General features: G+C 36.0%; 10 protein-coding genes. 1 reads left to right on the top strand and 9 read right to left on the bottom strand.

Features of this window, described 5'->3' with window-relative positions; all coding sequences use genetic code 11:
- Positions 1-185: 185 nt before the first annotated feature.
- The 5 genes from ACZZZI_RS09695 to ACZZZI_RS09715 form a co-directional block, all read right to left on the bottom strand.
- Positions 186-2,792 carry a glycoside hydrolase family 2 protein gene (locus tag ACZZZI_RS09695; protein WP_424057725.1) on the bottom strand — a complete coding sequence of 869 codons (2,607 nt, stop codon included), beginning with the start codon at positions 2,790-2,792 and terminating at the stop codon, positions 186-188.
- A 45-nt stretch (positions 2,793-2,837) separates the two neighbouring features.
- Positions 2,838-5,084 carry a GH92 family glycosyl hydrolase gene (locus ACZZZI_RS09700; RefSeq protein ID WP_463489306.1) on the bottom strand — a complete coding sequence of 749 codons (2,247 nt, stop codon included), beginning with the start codon at positions 5,082-5,084 and terminating at the stop codon, positions 2,838-2,840.
- 93 nt (positions 5,085-5,177) lie between these two features.
- Positions 5,178-6,506: an alpha-L-fucosidase gene (locus ACZZZI_RS09705; RefSeq protein ID WP_463489307.1), complete on the bottom strand. Its 1,329-nt coding sequence runs from the start codon at positions 6,504-6,506 to the stop codon at positions 5,178-5,180.
- A 20-nt stretch (positions 6,507-6,526) separates the two neighbouring features.
- Positions 6,527-8,218, bottom strand: coding sequence for a S41 family peptidase (locus ACZZZI_RS09710; protein ID WP_463489308.1), 1,692 nt, complete (start codon positions 8,216-8,218; stop codon positions 6,527-6,529).
- Positions 8,219-8,408: 190 nt separating this feature from the next.
- A complete protein-coding gene (locus ACZZZI_RS09715; protein ID WP_344768462.1) occupies positions 8,409-8,624 on the bottom strand; it encodes a hypothetical protein in 216 nt (71 codons plus the stop codon).
- A 169-nt stretch (positions 8,625-8,793) separates the two neighbouring features.
- Between ACZZZI_RS09715 and ACZZZI_RS09720 the strand changes: the two genes are divergently transcribed.
- Complete coding sequence (locus ACZZZI_RS09720; RefSeq protein WP_463489309.1) at positions 8,794-9,396, top strand: porin family protein; 603 nt, start codon at positions 8,794-8,796, stop codon at positions 9,394-9,396.
- Positions 9,397-9,492: 96 nt separating this feature from the next.
- On the opposite strand, the gene ACZZZI_RS09725 is transcribed toward ACZZZI_RS09720, so the two are convergent.
- From ACZZZI_RS09725 to ACZZZI_RS09740, 4 genes are all read right to left on the bottom strand, one after another.
- The gene (locus ACZZZI_RS09725) at positions 9,493-12,114 is read right to left on the bottom strand and encodes a gliding motility-associated C-terminal domain-containing protein (protein WP_463489310.1); all 2,622 of its coding nucleotides are present in this window, start codon (positions 12,112-12,114) and stop codon (positions 9,493-9,495) included.
- Positions 12,115-12,194: 80 nt separating this feature from the next.
- Positions 12,195-12,980, bottom strand: coding sequence for a DUF4397 domain-containing protein (locus ACZZZI_RS09730; protein ID WP_463489311.1), 786 nt, complete (start codon positions 12,978-12,980; stop codon positions 12,195-12,197).
- An 11-nt stretch (positions 12,981-12,991) separates the two neighbouring features.
- Positions 12,992-14,542 (bottom strand): SusD/RagB family nutrient-binding outer membrane lipoprotein, encoded by a 1,551-nt coding sequence (locus tag ACZZZI_RS09735; protein ID WP_463489312.1) that lies wholly within the window; start codon positions 14,540-14,542, stop codon positions 12,992-12,994.
- 10 nt (positions 14,543-14,552) lie between these two features.
- Complete coding sequence (locus ACZZZI_RS09740; protein WP_463489313.1) at positions 14,553-17,633, bottom strand: SusC/RagA family TonB-linked outer membrane protein; 3,081 nt, start codon at positions 17,631-17,633, stop codon at positions 14,553-14,555.
- Positions 17,634-17,718 lie beyond the last annotated feature (85 nt).

The following is a 17,718-nucleotide window of genomic DNA, read 5'->3' on the forward strand; positions in this document are numbered from 1 at the left end:
ATCCGCGGATCCTAAGGCTGGACTACAAATCCCGACTAGCACAAAACAGTATCGCCTTTTTTGTTTTATATCGTCCGTTAGTCGAGATTTGCAATCTCGAATGCCGAAATGCGATTTGAAATCCGCGGATCCTAGTCTGGACTACAAATCCCGACTAGCACATACTAGCAATAACGAAGTAGGAGTTATCGAACTTCGATTTTCTTTCTTTCAACGTTCCAGCCATAAACTTCTACAGCTGTTTTCTGGCTTCCTGAATAATCGACTGTAATCGTTTTGCTTTCGCCTGGCAAGACGCTAATATAGTTATCAGAGTAGAATGCGGGTAAGATCCGTTTGCCTGAAACTGCATCAACTAATGCGATACGGTTAAAAAATGCAACAGGATTATCTTTAGCGTTGCTAAGCGTAACAGCAATCTGCCCTTTTCTCTTTTCTGTAGCTTCTATAATGGGCACAACTGTTTTTATCTTTTGCAAGCCAGAATATCTGCCATCCTTACCAGGAAGCCAATATAAGTTTTCACTCAAAACATCTTGAGCTTCGTTTAAAATTTTTAGAGAAACAAAAACACCTTCCTTTTTATCCAATTTAATTAAGAAATCGTTTAAAGGAAAATATCTTCTAACCGATGATGGGCCTATTGAATTGAAAACCTGAGAATAAAAATATTCCTTGCCATCCATATCATAAGCTTTAGCCTGAACAAGTAAATTATCACGTGTTGTAAATCCATTATTTACCACCGTAACCATACTATCAATCGGGTTCATCATTACGTGTAAAGGTTCGCTACCCTTTCTTAAACCATACAAACAAGCATTAGGATCTAAATAGTAATCGTACATCTGTCCACGCAAGGCCGTCCATGGGTTTTGAGTTTTCCAAATGATTGAACCCGTGTACCAATCCCACATTTTGTTAGAAAACCCTTCCATTAAAGCACGATATTGATCATAATTGACTAATTGTGCCTTCATAGCGAAATCTTTAACATCTTTCGCTTTTCCATACGGATTAATATGCTCATCATAGCCAATGTATTTATGATAATCCCAAACCGAATCTGGTTTCTCTTTAAACTGAGGAGCAAGCATATTTTCTGCAGGAATGAATTTCTCTAAAGATTCATAATCACCAACCCCAACAGAACCAACTTCTGAGTTATATGGAAAAGTTTTATCGCCCCAAAAGCTCCGAGGATTTTGGATTCCATAAGGTCCATCGCCATTACCACCAATGGTATTATAAGACATCTCATCGCTGTTAGAGAAATCGAAAAACATTCGGGTTCCATCTAAACGAGGTAGAATATCATTTTTTATTGGCTGCAAAATATCATCTGGCGGTGTAATTTCATTTCCTCCGCACCAAAAAGCTAAAGAAGCATGGTTACGGATCATTTTAACCTGATCTTCAATGGCAGTTAAAACCAAGGGATGATTATCAGGATATTTTCTTCTGGTCCATTGGTCGTCCTTTTTCATTGGATCTACCCAACGGCCATTGCAATCGCCACTAAACCAAAAATCCTGAAAAACCAATAAACCATATTGATCACAAGCCTTGTAAAACTCAGGTCTTTCGAGAATTGCCCCACCCCAAATGCGAATCAGATTCAGGTTCATATCCTTATGATAACGAACTTCTGCATCGTAACGGGCATCTGTAAAACGAAGCATCGCGTCAGAAATAATCCAGTTGCCACCTTTAATAAAAATCTTTTGTCCGTTTACATAAGCACCCATACTTTTGGTGTGCTCATTCCAAATATTATCAATCTGTCGAACACCAACTTTTAAAGTTTCCTGATCCAAGGTTTTAGCTGCGCTGATGAATTGAATTTTTAAATCGTAAAGATATTGTGCGCCATAACCATTTGGCCACCACAATTTTGGATTTAGTAAGGTAAAATCAGGAAAGCTGATTTCGCTTCTTTCACCCGCTTTAATGGTTACCGCTTTCTTTATAACTTGTCCATCTATGGCATATTGCAAAAACCCAGAAACAGTCTTAACACTTGGATTTTCAACTTCAACCGAAACTTTTATTGTTGCTGGTTTTTGCTTCCCTTCTGCCAAGCGCTTGCCTGGAACAAGGGTAACTACATGTGGATTTAAAATATTAATACTTTGCGTTTTCTCTATCGTTACCTTATCCCAAATACCTGTATTACGATCGCGAATAGGTTGAATCCAATCCCAACCCGCAGTATATTGCGTGGTTAAACCTCGTGCAATTGTACCATCGCCACCTTGCCCACCATTTGGATTTCCAACCACATCTGGCGGATGAACAATTACTGCTAAACGATTTTTACCATTAGCAGCAAGAAGTTTTGTAATGTTAAACTGCGAACGCAAATGCATCCCTTCTATAATCTGTGGATTAACCTTTTTACCATTTAAAAAAATATCAGCTTTATAATTTATACCTCTGAATTGCAACCAAACCTGTTCGTTACCGATTGCCTTTTCATCGAAATCCTTTACAAACCAATAAGTATAATAATCGTTTCCTGTTTTGTATATGTCTGCAATTTTTTCATTATTCATCCCATAAAATGGATCGGGAACTTTTTTATTATTCAATAATGTGGTCAGCACTGTTCCAGGAACAGTAGCATTCATCCAACTGCTAACGGCGAAACCTTTTTCTGAAATCTGTAACCCGTTTGCATTTACTTCTTTTACATTGGCGCAAAGCCAGCCAGAATTCAATTCATAACGCTGCTGCGATTTTGCCCAAAAAGCAGATAGTAAACAAAGAATAATAAAACTGATTTTTTTCATTTATTGAGATGATAAGATTGTAAACATTAAAAAACTATACATTTCCTATTTGCCCGAAACAGGTCTGTCTTCTGCTTTTACACCCCAGGTTTCAGAAGGTTTACTGCCCATAAAAATCTGAATATTTCCACCCGCCATAATGGTTTTGTGCAGTAAGAAAGATTTACTGTAAGGTTTACCATTTAATACTATTTTTTGGATATACTTATTTTCAGCACTATTATCTACAACCTTTATATTGAATTTTTTACCAGCTCCGAGCTCTATTATTGCATCCTTAACCAAAGGTGTACCGAATACATAAGCTCCATTCGCAGGATTTACTGGGTAAAAACCCAATGATGAAAAAACATACCACGCACTCATTTGACCAACGTCTTCATTACCACACAATCCATCGGGTTTCGCTGTGTAAAATTCATCATCGATTTTTCTGATTAAATCGGCTGTTTTCCACGGCTGACCAGCATAAGCATATAAGTATGGGATATGGTGTCCTGGTTCGTTTCCTTGGGCGTAATTACCAATTAATCCAGAAATATCTGGAGAACTTGCCTCATTTAATCCAGAAGGAACGATAAACAAAGAATCTAATTTTTTTGTAAACGGTTGATCACCCCCAAATAATTTTATCAAACCTTCAACATCTTGAGGCACCAACCAGGTATATTGCCATGCATTACCTTCGGTATAATCATCTCCACGATGCTTAGCTGCAACAGGACTAAATGGAGTCCGCCATTTTCCATCTGATAGTTTGCCACGCATAAACTGAGAATCCTGGTCAAAATATTCTTTGTACAATTGTGCTCTTTTGCTGAAATATTTATAATCTTCAGTTTTATTTAAAGCTTTTGCCATCATAGCAATACAATAATCATCAATTGCATATTCTAAAGCTTTGGCAACCGACTCTTCAACTTTATCAGTAGGAATATGTTTTAACTCCTGAATATACTCTATGCCATTGGTTTTCTGCATAGCCGATTGTTTAACGGCCTCGTAAGCCAGGTTTACATCAAACCCACGATAACCTTTTAAATAGGCATCAACAATAACTGGAACAGCATGATAGCCAACCATAGTATTGGTTTCGCTTCCCATTAAATGCCAAACAGGCAATTTTCCCTGTTGTTTATATATTGCCAGCATGGTATTCACCACATCACTTACCTTATCCTGATGAATAATAGTAAACAATGGATTCGCAGCACGATAAGTATCCCAAAGGGAAAAAGTGGTTAGATTATTAAATGCTGCCTTTCTGTAAACCTTTTTATCTGTTCCTAAATAATCTTTGTTTACATCATTATATAATGATGGAGCAACCATGGTATGGTAAAGCGCCGTGTAGAAAATCTTTTTTGTTGTACCCGAAGCATCAATTTTTACTTTCGAAAGAGCTGCATTCCACTTTGAATCTGCAGCTTTTACAGTTGAAGAAAAGTCCCAACCAGGTAATTCTGTTTTTAGGTTTAGCAATGCATTCTCAATACTTACTGGCGATAAAGCAACTTTTATCTGCAATTTATCCCCAGAGATGGCAGCAAACTCAACTGCTGCCTTAAGCTTTTTACCCTTTAAATCTTTTCCAGATTTGACAACTGTACTATCGTATAATACCAGGTTTTTAACTGGTTGAGATAGTTTAATTACAAAAAACAAACGTTGATCGTTAGCCCAACCTTTTGAATTTCTATGTCCAACAATTGTAGTCGCATCAACTTGTTTTAACGAAGATTCTACAGCCTTATCCCATCCAATACCTTCAATTAAATCGATAATAATATGAGGATTTTTAGCGTTCTTTTCAAAAGTGTATTGATGAAAGCCAACGCGTTCAGTAGCGGTTAGTTCTGCTTTAATACCATATTTATCTAACAGAACACTGTAATAACCAGCTTTAGCTTTCTCATTTTGATGAGAGAATTTAGAAAGATAGCCTTCGCCATCAGCAGTTTTACCTTTTTCTAGAATTAATTTTCCAGTAGCAGGCATTATAGAAATATCCCCCAAATCGCCAATACCCGTTCCGCTTAGATGTGTGTGGGCAAAACCAGTTATCGTATTACTAACATAATTATAACCACTACACCAATCCCAACCTTCCATAATATTATTTGGGCCTAACTGAACTGCTCCAAAAGGCACGTTGGCACCAACAAAAACGTGGCCGTGTTGAGCCGAACCAATTAATGGATCTACGTATTGAGTAAAATTAGTCTTCTGCTGCGCAAAGGTATTTACGCTCAAAACAACAAATAAAAGAAGAATTATTTTTTTGAACTGCATGATTATTATGGTTTAAGAAAAATAAAAAGGCAATTATACGTAAAACGTTTTACCTCTTTCTAACATATTCTTTATTTCAATTTAAAATTAACTTTATTTAGCAACTTCTAATACGACAACGTTATCAATTTCTTCGTTGGCAAAACCCGTATAAACCTCAGTAAGCCCTTTTTTATGGATAAATTTAATTGGCGTTTTATCCTTTAATAAATAAGCTTTCGTAATTTTTTTATAAGGAAACTTATCGAAAGCCACAGAAGCATTTTTAGAATCTAAAATGTGGATATAAACTTTATTATCCTTTTGGGTTACACTTCCCCAAGGCTGAGGCTCTACAAAACCAGCTTTTGTATTATAAATGCTTTCGCCATAAACTTTTAACCATTCGCCCATAGAGGCAAGTCGATTTTGAAATTCGGGTTGAACTTTACCACTTGGCATTGGGCCTATATTGAGCAATAGATTAGCACCTAAACTTGAGGCTTTAATCAGCATATTTACCAATTGTTTATTGGTTTTATAACTGGTATCGCTTAAGTTGTAACCCCATGATTTTGATATGGTTTCGCAAGTTTCTAAAGGCAATTTATCTGATGCGGTTTGAAAACTTAATCCCGATGCGTTTTCGCCAGGTAAATCTCTTTCGAACATTTGAAAATCCTCACCAGCAAACGGGGTTAAATGATGATTATTACCAATCATACATTGCGGTTGAAGCTTATGTATCAAGCCATAAATTTCATCATATTTCCAATCTATCCGCGACGAGCGATCTGCTTCACCCTCTGGTGCTGTTTGATCCCAGTGCCCATCGAACCAGATTCCACCTATTTCGCCATAATTTGTTAAAAGCTCGGTTAACTGGTTTTTCATAAATTGCAAATAACTTGCATAATCGCCCTTTCCTTTTCTTCCTGAATTTTGTCCTGTTCTTCCAGTTTCATGCGGAAAATCTTCTCTGCGCCAATCAAGCAAAGAATAATAAAAATAAAGTTGAATGCCTTGTTTATGACACTCATCGGCCACCATTTTTACAATATCCTTTTTATATGGCGTATTCATAATATTAAAATCCGAATACTTGGTATCCCACATACTAAATCCGTCGTGATGCCTGGTGATTAACGTAATGTATTTCATGCCCGCATTTTTAGCCATACTTACATAAGCTGCTGCATCAAAATCAATCGGGTTAAAAAAATCTTTTAAATTGGTGTAATTATGAACTGTGAGTTTGCGGTCGTTCATTACCCATTCGCCACTTCCAGGAATACTAAAGGGCCCCCAGTGAATAAATAAGCCAAAACGGGCATTAGAAAACCATTCCCTTTGCTTTAAGTTGGATGCAGAAGGTTCATAGTTTTGAGCCTTCGCACTCAAACCTAATAATAGAAAAACAATGGCAATTAATAGATTTTTCATATTACGAGCTTAAAAATTTATTAATCTACAATGGTTGCTTCCTTTACAGGTTTACCAATTATTTTATAGTTTCCATCACCTTTTAAAATTGCCAGCATTTGAGTTTGGTTGGTAAAAAGTGTTTTAGCTGCAGCCAACTCCTTATCGTATTGAAAACTTTGCTCTATTCTGCCTTTTTCATAGAAATAGCGACTAACAATTTGGGTTTCGAGCACCTTTTTTATTTCCGCTTTGTGATTAGCCAAATCGGTTTTCTTTGCAGAAGTTAGCTTGTTCTTTAAATTTTCTAAATCGGCCATAACCTCTGCAGTTTTATTTTCTTTATCTGCTTCGTATCGCAATTCGGTAAGCAAACGCTCCGTTCTACTTTGATAACTTAAATCCTTATCTGCCAGCGATGCAGCAAAAGCATTATAATCGGCATCGGTAATTTGAAATGTTTTTGCTGATGCCAAGCTTGGTTTTTCCTTTTTATATCGATTTGCATAATTAAAAAACATACTTTTATTAAGCATGGTAATCGTAATCGGACTTAATTTTTGTGCATCAACAACCACATCTGGGTAAACTCCGTTGCCACTGTATACGTTTCTACCTGCCTTAGTTTGGAACATGGTTACCGTCGAATCGGCAAAACGCTCTGCAATACCATCAGAATTTTTATGTGCATAATCTAATTTTTGAATACATCTGCCCGATGGCGTGTAGTATTTAGCTACGGTAACTTTAACCAAGCTGTTGTAAGGTAAATTAAAGGTTTGCTGTACTAAACCTTTACCATAACTACGCTGACCGATTACAATTGCACGATCTAAATCCTGTAAGGAACCCGCCACAATTTCCGAAGCAGATGCCGAATTTCCATTAACCAAAACAACCAGCGGTACCGTTGGCGAAATTGGAGGAATTTGTGTTTTATAAGTGATGGTTTTCTCTACATTCTTACCTTTCTGCGTTACAACCAACTGATCTCGATCTACAAAAAGATTTACAATTTTTACGGCCTCCTGTAAAATTCCACCGCCGTTATTTCTTAAATCGAGTACGATGCCTTTAGGGTTTTCTTTATTGATATTCACTAATGCATCCTTAACTTCTTGTCCTGAGTTTTCGAGAAACTTATCCAGTTTAATGTAACCTATACCATCACCAACCATGCCCGAATACGAAACATTTGGTTGTTTAATTTCCTCACGGGTTAATTTCTTGGCTATTTCTTTTCCATCTCTAATAATGGCTAAATCTACAACAGTACCTTTTGGACCACGTAACAACTGACTTATTTGCGCCCTGTCCTTACCTTTAATGTCAATATTGTTGATTTTTATTACCTGATCGCCTGCTTTAACTTCGGCTTTATTTGCTGGGTAGCCTTCACTTATTTCGCTTACAAATAGCTTACCTTCAATTAAAACCGTTCCTGCACCAATACCACCATATTGCGTGCTTACATATTTAAGTTTGTAATCTTCAATTTCCGATTCTGGAACATACTCCGTATATGGATCAAGGCTTTCCAACATCGCATCGATACCTGTTCTCATTAGTTCAGGCGCACTGGTTTCATCAACATAATTTATATTGATTTCTTTATACAGGGAAGCAAAAATATCGAGGTTTTTAGAAACCAGAAACAAATCCTCTTTAAAAGAAAAGGATATAGCAGCAATACTGAATACGGCTGCAACAATTGCATATTTAAATTTCTTCATTCCCTTATTTCTTGAAAACAAAATAGCACGATGAATTTATCGGCAACTATTTATATTGATTAGCAAAGTACAAAAGGTAAATGTACAAAAAGAGATAAAGATTAAAAACAGCTTATACGGCCAAAAGCATAAATTAATCGTTACTTTTTGAATAAGATTTTAAAACACGAAATAATAAAATAGAAAGAGATTAAAGTCTGTTGCCTTTAGTATCGGCAAGCGCTTTTTGTAGCGTAAACTCAACGTAGGTACGATCGCGTTTTACAAGTCGCATAATATCTTCAACCAATTTGTCTTCGCCACCTGGCACAAATTCTAAAGGTTCATTAACAAGATCACGATACTTTCTAAAGAACTTAATCTTAACTTTTTCTGCGTTATCTTTTGTTAGTTGAAAATTTGCCATTTCTAAATTGATTTAATGCAAAAGTAAAAATATTTATGGCTGATGTGTAGCTTTTCCACGCATTTTTATAAAAAAGATGAAAGGCAATTTACTTTAGCATGATAATTGTGTTAAAAGTGCGTTATAAACACTAAAGGAATAAAACTCACAAATTTAAACTCAAAAAAAAATGAAAAAACTCATCTTCTCTATTGTTTTTCTATCTATTGGCTGGGCTACTGCTCAGGCTCAAACTTTCAATCTCGGGATTAAAGCGGGTGTAAACCTTGCCAAAATTAATGCTGATTTTGCAAGTGAAGAAAATCGTTTAGGCTACCAGGTTGGAGCTTGGGCACGTATTGGTGGCGCAAGTTTCTACGTACAACCAGAGGCTTACATAGGCAGCAAGGGCAATAAATTTATCAGCTTTACCAATAACAGCAATACTGAAGTTGCTGCCGAAGGAAAAGTGAAATTCACAACATTAGATATTCCAGTTTTATTAGGAACAAAGTTTGGTGCTAAAAATCTGAACTTCCGTGTTATGGCAGGACCTGTTTTATCACTAGTTTTAGATGATAGCTCAACATTTAGCTCGGCTTACCAACAAGCAACAGATTTTAGTAATTACAAAAACCAGGCTTTCGGTGTTCAGGCTGGCGCAGGTGTTGACGTAGGTAGTATCTCTGTTGATTTACGTTACGAAGCTGGTTTAACAAACATCAGTAAAAGTGAAAAATACTCGCAAAAACCAAACTTATTCCAATTGAGTTTAGGATTTAAAATTTTGTAATAACATATAATTAATAGTTTACAAAAGGCAGCCAAGGGCTAGTCGTGGTCGGAAGAAAAATCTTCCGACCACGACTAGCCAAGGGGCTGCCTTTTTTTATTTCAGAATGGTTAAGCTACCACTGAGTTTACCGCAATCGGTTTTTAAATCAATCATATAATAATAAACTCCAACCGATAATGTTTTACCGTTTTTAGTACCATCAAAATCTTTAACATAACCTTTTGAATAAAATATTTTATCGCCATTACGATTAAAAACATAAAATTCAGCATCAGGATAATTGGAAGCCCCAATAATTTTCCAGGTATCATTTATACCATCGCCATTCGGTGTTATAGAATTCGGAATTTGCAGTGTTTTGTTTTCTAATTGTGTGAAATCAATAGTTTCTGTATTTACAGAGCATCCAAATTTATCGGTTATACTCAGAATATATTTCCCAGGCTTTGTTCCCTGAATATTCAGCCCTTGGTAAACGTTGTTACCATTTGCATCAAGCCAATTATAAATGTATGGCCCCGTACTTCCAATAACCTCAATAGCTGATGTGCTCACCGTTTTGCCATCACAACTTAGGAATTGTTGCATTTTTGACAGGTTAATTATTGGTAATTCTGTTAATCCAACACTAAAAACGCCCGCCACATTAGTACAGTTATTTCCGTTTGAAACGGTTAATGTATATGTTCCTGGTGAAACATCAATTAAATTTTCTGTATTACTCACCACATTTCCTGCATTATCGCTCCAACTAAAAACAATTGGAGATTGGGTTTCGTAGGCGAGTACCTTTACCGATCCGTTGCTTTTGCCACAACTCGCAGGTGCTATATCAACCGTTTTTACTTTAAAAGTTATGTCATTATTTTTTATTGTGTAAACAGCAGAAGTAATTTCGCAAGCACCAGAAGAAGCCTTAAAGTAATAACTGCCAGCGATAACATTTTCTAAATCTGTTGATACTGAAATTATATTACCTGCCGAATTATACCAAGTTCTGGTTAGGTTATCTGCTATGAAAATATTTTTGATACTTCCTGTTGCTTTACCACATAATACATCGGTAATTTTTTTATTAGAATCATCTATTCCATTTCCTTGAGAGCTGATGGTATAAGTTGCAGATTTGACATCGCAAGCACCTAATTGGCCTGCTTTTAAATAATAAGTACCAGCACCAACATTTTCTAAATCTTTTGTATTACCAACAACCTGCCCAGCGGCGTTAATCCATTGAAAAACATTAGAATCAAAGACATGAATATTTTTAATACTTCCATTAGTATTTCCGCAATAAACTCCAATAATTTGCTTATCGGCATCATCGATAATCGGTTTAGAAAACGTAGATGTTGCTCCATCAGCATTTGTTCCCATGGCAGTTACTCTATTTGCAACAGAACCATTAAAACTCCAGGCTCCATTTGCATCGGCTAATATTGTTGCAACCCAGGTTTTTCCTTGGCAATCACCACAATCATCAGTATGAAATAATTCTATTTTAGAATTTGGTAAATAAACACCGCTGATTTCATTTGTTGTTATCGAATTGATTTTGACCTGACTTACCGAAACGTTCTTAAATGTTACAGCCTCTTTATTGCAATAAATACTATTCTTTAAAATAGAAATGGGATAAGAGTTTTCGATAAGAATTGCTACACTATTATAAGCAATAAAGTTGGTTTCATTAAATTTAGTTCCACCTATCACCCCCTTTATGTTAGAAAAGTTAATATGTATACCTGTTGAATTTGCAAGGTTTTCTGAGCCTATTAAACCTGTTCCTATTCTATTACCAGCGATAACAAAGCCTCCATTTACATAGTCAATCAAAATACCTTGTAGTTGTCCAGCAATAATATTATTTACGATATTGGGTGCACTATTTACACCATTAACGTATATTCCATTTGCTGCTGGAGATGCTTTTAAATTTGAATTCTTGTCTAATCCGATAATGTTATTAGCAATTTTAATGGCATCTTCAGCGGCGCCCAATGCAATTCCTGTACGTGTATTAGTTGCTAATAAATTTCCTTCCTCTGCCGTATCTCCTCCAATTATTCCATTGCGTAAAAAACTGAGGTCAATCCCTGTATCATTTGGAGCTGAATTCAATCCATTTTCACTTAAGCCAAAAATATTTGAGGATATTTTTATGCTTTCAATATTCGCTTTTGGAATAATAAAGGGAGACAAGATCCCTGCATAATTACCACCAAAACAATTTTGTTTATTAGGGGCGCCAATTATAATATTTGAAGAATTATAAAGATAAATACCAGATTTTTTTTCGTCAATTGAACCTTGTGGATCGGCTTTAAAATTACTGAAAGACATTCCATAAATTTCTATATTCTTTGCATTATCCAGCCTCAATCCATTGAAGTAATTGGCTGTTGCCCTAATTAAGCTAATCTTAATATTTGGATTCCCTAAAACTGAGAGCGGTTGTGAAGTACCATCAATAACCATATTAGATGTAAGTATCGGCAATTCACTTTCTAGAGCAATAGTAATAGCAGCAAGAGATGAACCAGGTAAATTAAACCTTATATAATCAACTTCATTAATTCCATTTGCATTTGCTAGGCCAATAGTTTCACGTAAACTTCCAGGGCCAGAATCAGCGTTAGAAGTTACCGTAAAAACCGCAGCCTTCAATTCATTAAAAATTAACGTTAAAAAGAAAAAAAACAAAAGCTTTTTCATCAAATTAAAAAGATTAAGATACAAAAAAACCAAGTCAAAATGTGACTTGGTTTTTGAATGAGATAGAAATAACTTTACACTTAGTAAAACGAAGTTGTATAATTTGTTCCAAACGGAAAAGCTGTCGATCCATTTATTCCTCGAACAAAGAAAGTGTATGCTTGTCCTTTAGTTAATGTTGCAGTTACTGAATATGTTGCTATAGGAGCAGTGGTAGTTCCAGTATAATTAAAAACATAAACATTCGCTTGACCAGGTAATGGAATTGCTACATATGGCGAAACCATATTTTGTGCAACATTTGAAATCAAAACTTGCCCTGTACTTTTTTGCACCATATCTAAATTTGCAGTTCCACCGTTAAACAAATTAACTAATCTAACCAAAATTTTAGTTGTATCTAATAATGGCTTAACCTCTTCTAATAAAACTGAATTAGATATTTTTTTATCTGTTGTGTAAGCACCTGTGGTTAATAGTGAATAATACTTACCACCAACCGTTTCGATGGGAGTGTTAAAAACATTCAAGTTGGCGTCTGTTGTTGCTGAAGAAACAATCTTTGCATCAATTGTATTTTTACCTGGTGTAATTGGCACGTATTGGCCTCCAAGGTTTGGAAAAAAGGTCAAGTAACCAAACCCTGTTTCTCCTGACAATGCATTATAAGCTCCAGTAACTCTTGTAGAATTTAAATAGAAATTAATATTAGGACTTCCGGGAGTAATATTTATAAATCTTAGATATGAATATGTAGGGTCTCCAGCGTTAATCTTATTGTAAGGAGTGCTTTCGACTAAATCACCTTTTTTGCAGGCAGTAAACATAGCTATAACGGCCAATAATATATATAATATTTTTTTCATAACTTTTCTGATTAAGGTTGTGAGAACCACATTTTATAAGTGTGATAATCTGGTTGATCAGCGCCTATAACTTTAAGTGCTGCCACATTCCACAAATACTCTGAATTATATCTAGGGCGGTATCTTTGTGCAGGTTTTCCTCCATTATCCGCAAAAAATAAACTAGGGAATACGAAAACTCCTAAATAGGGATTATTTCCTTTTGTATCGCCAGCATTGTAATTGTATTTTCTTAAATCACACCAGGTTTCAACAAACCCATAGCCATATAATGCAAGGTATTTTTGCAGCATAATATCTCTAAGTGTTAAATTTCCAGCACTTTGTTTAACTGATGCACTGGTTAAATACGCTGTTTTTTGAGCAGTTGTTATAGCCGTACCCAAACCACTTACAAAATCGATACTTGAAGAGATACCATTTAAATATGCAGTATAAGCTAAAGTCGTATTTCCACTTCTAAATGCAGCTTCAGCTTTAATAAATTGCATTTCAGAATATGTCATAATTGGAAAGCCCACATTATCTTTAAATAAATATTTACCGAAAGTTGCACCAGGATTTGCACTTCCTAAGCTACCCCAGGGATTTGGAATTTGATTTCTTAAAGCTACCGTGCCTGGATCGCTTGAACCTGGATTAGTGCCTCTATAAACCCCATCCACAGATGGAGTAATCATATTAATTATTCTTGGATCAATTACAGTTCCTGGCGTACCAGTATAATAGGTTCCATCAAGCAAGCCAACAATCATTCTGGTTTGACGGTAACTACCTAAGTTTGCTCTCAATGGTCCAAAGAAATTACCATTAGCAGAAGTTGATCCAGTATTTGGAACCAAAAAATTATCAGCATTGCTAGCTAAAGCTTTATCTACATATTCGATTATCTTAGCTGGGTTATAATTTGCTTTGTTAATTAGGTTATTAGCATTTCTAGCTAAGACACCATAGTTAAATTTTATCCATTTTGAATTATCACCAGCATAAACCAAATCGGCCGCCGACATTTTTGCCACTGTACCAGCACCATCGGTACGAGAAAGATTGGTTATGGATTCGTTAGCTAATCTTACAACCTCTGCATAAACATCTTCCTGTTTATCATAGTCAAAAATATAGCGGTTTGGCTCGTAGGCTTGTTTCAAAATAATTTCTCCGTGATAATCAGTAGTTGTTTGCCAACTCCATGCTTTTAATGCTTGGGCTAGGCCAACATAATTGTATTCTTGTTGTTTGGTAGATTCATCGATTATTAAATTAAGATTTGCACCTAAACCATAGTAATTTGTTCTCCAAATCTCCCCCATAGCATCGCTACCAGCAATCCACCCATGAGTTTCTCCAACATTAACGTTTCCACCAAAATACTGGATCAATCCACCTAAATATCTGGAATCAAATTGAATGCCTCTTTCCATTTGTGCAAAAAGAGGTGGCGTTAATGTTCTGCTCTCTGGATTTTGTGGAGTCGCTGGATCTGTATTTATATCAAGATATTTCTTGCATCCTGAAAATACAATTACTACAAAAGCAGCTAGTATTATATATGTCTTTTTCATTTTTTAATTATTAAAATCCAACCCTTACACCAAAGTTATAACCTCTTGGCAAACCAAATGATCCAAAATCAATCCCAGTACCACCCAAACCGCCAGACGCCGCACTCAAGCCGTTAACAGCGGGATCTACTCCCTTGTAATTTGTGATTAATAGCAAATCTGTTCCAGTTGCAAAAATGTTTACACTTTTAAAAACACTACTTTTTTCAAATAGACTTTTTGGCAAGCTGTAGCTTAAAGTAATATCCTTCAACCTAATCCAATTAATATCTTTCTGAAGAAAATCTAATGTATTGTAATAAGTTGAGTAATAACTTGTAGTAATATAAGGAGTTACCAATATATTATTTTGGGTTGGATTGGCAGAGTTTTCCAATCCATCTTTTAGCACTCCTGATATTACTCTTGGTACCTCACGATCTTCAGACAATTTAGACATTCCCCTTGCATACAAGTAAAGTTCTGTTGCGTTATAAATATCCCCACCTTTTCTAATATCCAATAAGAAGGAAACGTTAAAATTTTTGTAGGTAAAACTATTTGTTAAGCCAACTGAAATATCTGGTGCTCTATCGCCTATTGGAGTAAAATTGCTCCCTTTTATCGGCATACCATTCTGAGGATTAATTAAAATCTGACCTTGATTATTTCGGAGATAATCAATACCTGCAAATGCTGATATCGAAGATCCAACGGTGTACTGGGCCCTAACATTATCAAATAACCAACTATCCGACACATAAAACACATCCTGATCACCCGGTAATGAAGTAATTTTTCCTCTGTTTCTTGATGCGTTTGCAGAAATATCCCAAGAAAAATTAGCAGTTCTGATCGGTGTTCCCTTAATTAAAAGTTCAAAACCTTGCGATTCTATTTTACCGCTATTGATATATTGAAGAATTGCACCTGTTGCGTAACTTAAACGAGGAGCCGTAATTTGTTTATTGGATAGCGCTTTATAGTAACTGAAATCTAATGATAAACGATTATTAAAAAACCCTAGTTCAATACCAGCTTCTTTTTGAGTTGTAAATTCAGCTTCTAAATCAGGATTACCAGCTGTAACATCAGTTGCAAAACCACCACCAGTTGTTGATTGCGCAACCAATTTAGTTTTGGTTACATAGGCAACTCTAGCATCTTTACCTGACTGTCCCCAAGAAGCACGCAATTTACCAAAAGTTAACCAATCTAGTTTCTTAAAAGGAGCTAATTCCGAAAACACAAAACTTAGCGAAGTTGCGGGATAAAAAAAGCTATAGTTATTAATTGGTAATGTTGATGATAAATCCTGTCTACCCGTTAAAGTTAAATACAAAAAGTTATCATAGCCTAACTCCGCAGAAGCAAAATAACCAACTTTCCTCCTCAACTCATCTGTATAAGCTACACGTTGAGTTGTTGGGTCTGTATTATTCATACTGTAAAAGCTTGCTTGATAAAACCTCGTACCAAATTGAGAATTTACTTGATACGAATTGTCAGTAATATCACTACCTAAACGTAAAACAGGTTTAAACTTTCCAAAATCCTTTTTAAGTGAAGCTACGAATGATCCATTAAAAATCCTTTCGTTGGAGTTGAAGGTATTGATACCACCACCAGAATAAACTGTACCTGCTACGTTTGAAGCATAAGATTGAGGATGGTAGGCTGACAACCCCTGTCCAGCCGAAACATCTGCCCCACCTCTTGCTGTCATGCTCAGCCAGCTTGTAGGCGTGTAATCAATTCCAAAATTAGTTAGTACACGGTTGTTTTTTTCTGTGTTTGGATTTTTATCTACAGCCCAGTAAGGATTATCTAACTCCGCGCTGTAACTTCCTGTAATGGTTCTTCTATCACCTGTAGCCGTTAAATAGTTTCTCATATCATCAACCAAAGGCCATGTTAAAGAACTTAGCATAGGGCTATTAGCGCCTTTATATGTTTTATCTGTGTTAGAATTAATAAAGTTGACAGAAGCATTCATTTTAATTTTATCGCTTATATTTGCAGTAGCAATAACTTTTGCATTTAGGTTTTTGTAACCAGTACCAGGTATAACGCCAGTTTGGTCAGTATATCCAATTGATGCACGAACAGATAGCTTTTCACTTCCTCCTTCTACCGATGCATTATGCTTTTGGGTAAATCCTGTTTTATAAAAATTGCCGACATTATCGTAAATCGTTCTATTTGCAGGATACTTTGCTCCAAAATAGGTTCTGGTTCTAACTTCCTCATCAAAAACGCCCCCTGCACCACCACCATATACCGTTTGAATATCTGGGAAACGATAAGCATTCTCAACACGGAAAGAGTTGCTATAATCAACTCTTGCAGTTCCTGCTTTAGCTCTTTTAGTTGTTATAATTACTGCCCCAGAAGCGCCTTGTGTTCCATATAAAGCTGATGCTTCTGGACCCTTTAATATTGTCAAAGTTTCAATTTCTTCTGGATTAATATCCATTGCTCTATTGCCATAATCATTTTGACGGTTAAAAGTACCCTGACCAACCAGATTATACTCACTAAATGTTCTGTTAGAAATTGGCAATCCATCCACAACAAATAATGGTTGGTTATCACCGTCCAGAGATACACCTCCTCTAATAATCATTGTTGCAGATGCACCTGGCGTACCATTTGTCGGGGTAATTGTAGCACCCGCAACTCGTCCCTGCAAAGCAGTTAAAAAATTGTCTCTCTGTGTTTGAGCAATTTCTGGACCCTTTATTGTTTGGGTAGCATAACCTAAAGCTCGTGTAGAACGGGTAATTCCTTGTGCGGTAACAATTACCTCATCCAGCTTACCTACATCGCTTGTCATAGCTACATTAATTGTGGTGTTGTTCCCAACACTTCTTTCTACGGTTGCATAACCGATATAAGAAAATGTTAATACATCGGTTTTAGATGCTTTAATGGAGTAGTTTCCATCTGCACCCGTTTGAGATACCAATGTGCCTCCTTTTATTTTAATGGAAACACCTGGTATAGGCCCGTCAGACGACGTAACCCGACCAGTAACGGTTATTTGCTGCGCAATGGCATGAGCCAGCAACAAAAACGTACCGATAAAAACTAAGAGTAGCTTTTTTTTCATAAACTGCCAGTAATGGTTAGTAAAAGTTTTGTTGTTTGTATAGTTAGTTAGCTAAAAAAAACACGCACAATAACGCACGTTTTTA

The sequence above is a fragment of the Pedobacter sp. AC190 genome, from assembly GCF_979258025.1.

Bases quoted from the DNA above. Each gene is read 5' to 3' on its own strand.
- ACZZZI_RS09695 (WP_424057725.1), bottom strand. From the start codon at position 2,792: ATGAAAAAAATCAGTTTTATTATTCTTTGTTTACTATCTGCTTTTTGG.
- ACZZZI_RS09700 (WP_463489306.1), bottom strand. From the start codon at position 5,084: ATGCAGTTCAAAAAAATAATTCTTCTTTTATTTGTTGTTTTGAGCGTA.
- ACZZZI_RS09705 (WP_463489307.1), bottom strand. From the start codon at position 6,506: ATGAAAAATCTATTAATTGCCATTGTTTTTCTATTATTAGGTTTGAGT.
- ACZZZI_RS09710 (WP_463489308.1), bottom strand. From the start codon at position 8,218: ATGAAGAAATTTAAATATGCAATTGTTGCAGCCGTATTCAGTATTGCT.
- ACZZZI_RS09715 (WP_344768462.1), bottom strand. From the start codon at position 8,624: ATGGCAAATTTTCAACTAACAAAAGATAACGCAGAAAAAGTTAAGATT.
- ACZZZI_RS09720 (WP_463489309.1), top strand. From the start codon at position 8,794: ATGAAAAAACTCATCTTCTCTATTGTTTTTCTATCTATTGGCTGGGCT.
- ACZZZI_RS09725 (WP_463489310.1), bottom strand. From the start codon at position 12,114: ATGAAAAAGCTTTTGTTTTTTTTCTTTTTAACGTTAATTTTTAATGAA.
- ACZZZI_RS09730 (WP_463489311.1), bottom strand. From the start codon at position 12,980: ATGAAAAAAATATTATATATATTATTGGCCGTTATAGCTATGTTTACT.
- ACZZZI_RS09735 (WP_463489312.1), bottom strand. From the start codon at position 14,542: ATGAAAAAGACATATATAATACTAGCTGCTTTTGTAGTAATTGTATTT.
- ACZZZI_RS09740 (WP_463489313.1), bottom strand. From the start codon at position 17,633: ATGAAAAAAAAGCTACTCTTAGTTTTTATCGGTACGTTTTTGTTGCTG.